At 39.6% G+C, this 1,983-nt stretch carries 1 protein-coding gene; it reads left to right on the top strand.

Annotation, left to right across the window (positions count from 1 at the left end):
- Positions 1-162 precede the first annotated feature (162 nt).
- Positions 163-1,881: an IS1634 family transposase gene (locus ON01_RS18420; RefSeq protein ID WP_010532499.1), complete on the top strand. Its 1,719-nt coding sequence runs from the start codon at positions 163-165 to the stop codon at positions 1,879-1,881.
- Positions 1,882-1,983: the final 102 nt, after the last annotated feature.

The following is a 1,983-nucleotide window of genomic DNA, read 5'->3' as shown; positions in this document are numbered from 1 at the left end:
CGTTACTTTTGCAGCAGTTTTATATAATGATGTTTTATAAACCCTGATACGACAATCTGTATCAGTTTTTTTATTTTATTTTTATGTCTAGTAATTGTGGATTTATGTGGATTCATATGTTATAATAAACACATACAATCCCTTGGTAACGGAGGCTTTCCCATGTTTCTACGAAAGATGAAAAACAAGAAAACGGGACGAATCTACTTATCCATTGTGCAGAGTTATCGCGATAAGGAAACCAAGAAGACACGATCCAAGACCATTCAGTCCCTGGGTTATCTGGATGAACTGGAAAAGGAATATACAGATCCCGTTTCTCACTTTAAAGATGAGATAAGGAAAATGAATCAGGAACAGGCTGAAAAAGACACATCCATCACTTTAAGTATGGACAAAAACCAAAGACTCCAAAAGGATGAAACCAACCGAAAAAATCTTGGTTATGCCGCCTTAAGCAAGGTCTATCACGAACTCGGTATCCATACTTTTTTAAAAAATCGACAACGTCATACCAACAGTGATTATGATGCGAATAGTATCATGAAATTGCTGACTTATGGACGGCTGCTTTATCCAGCATCCAAAAAGCATACATATGAAATGAAGGATACCTTTTTTGAGAAGACAGATTTCTCATTAGATGATGTTTATCGTTGTTTATCCTTCCTGAATAAGCATAAGGACGAGCTCCAGCGCTGGATGCACAAACGCATACAGGAACAATACGGGCGCAATACCAGCCTGGTTTATTATGATGTAACAAATTACTATTTTGAAATAGATGAGCAGGACGATGTGCGTCGGAAAGGGGTATCGAAAGAACATCGACCAGACCCGATTATTCAAATGGGGTTGTTCATGGATACGGATGGCATTCCCATTACCTACGGGCTTCATCCCGGGAACATGTTGGACAAACAAACGTTTATTCCGATGCTTCGGGAAATACAGAAGAATTTTGACCTTGGCAGGACTATCGTTGTCGCTGATAAGGGCATGACGACAGGAGACAACATCTGGTACACCCTGTCTGCGAACAACGGATATATTTTGAGCTATTCCATTCGAGGTGCTAACCGGAAGTTCAAGGAGTACGTCCTGAATCAGAATGGGTACCGATCCATTGGGGAGGATTTTAAGATCAAATCGAGGCTCGAACCGCGGGAGATCACAGTTACCAGCAGGAGTGGCAAAAAGATCAAAAAGCAGGTGGATGAAAAACAAGTTATTTTTTACAGCAGGAAATACGCCCAAAAAGCAAAAGCCGACCGGGCAGAGGCTCTGCATAAAGCAAAAGATCTTGTCAACAATCCTTCCAAATACAATAAAGCAACCACATATGGAGCCGCAAAATATGTAAAGAATTTGGCGTATGACAAAAAGACAGGTGAACTATTGAAAAACAGTCAAAAGACATTGTTTTTTGATGAAGAGAAACTGCGAAAAGAGGAAGAACTGGATGGTTATTACGCCATTATGACCAGTGAATATAAAGAGACGGATGAAAAGATTATTGACCTGTACAGGGGACTTTGGAAGATTGAAGAATCCTTCAAAATAACGAAAAGCGACATAAGTAGCAGGCCGGTTTATTTATCCAGGCAAGAGCACATTGAATCCCATTTTCTCACCTGCTTTGTATCACTGGTCATCGCACGGCTTCTGGAGAGAAGATTGGCAGGGAAATACTCTGTGAAGTCCATCCTCGAGAGTCTCCAGAAGGCATCGTGTAGTCATCTTCAGGAAAATTATTATTTACTGGATACATTTGATGATGTGCTTATGGATATCAAGGAGAAACTGGGTATAGATTTGGGACAAAAATACATGTCTCTGAAAGAAATTAAAAAAATTTTGGGAGAGACGAAAATAAGCTGATTTACACTACAGGTTTATGACAAAAGAAAACAGCCTGAAACCCAATCTATATACGGGTTCAAGGCTGTTTTTTCTTCCTTTTAACTGCAAAAGTCAAGATAT

The organism is Lentibacillus jeotgali, from assembly GCF_000224785.1.
Taxonomy (GTDB): domain Bacteria; phylum Bacillota; class Bacilli; order Bacillales; family Amphibacillaceae; genus Lentibacillus; species Lentibacillus jeotgali.
The sequence above is the reverse complement of the archived record's forward strand: the minus strand, read 5'-3'. Positions and strand labels throughout refer to the sequence as shown.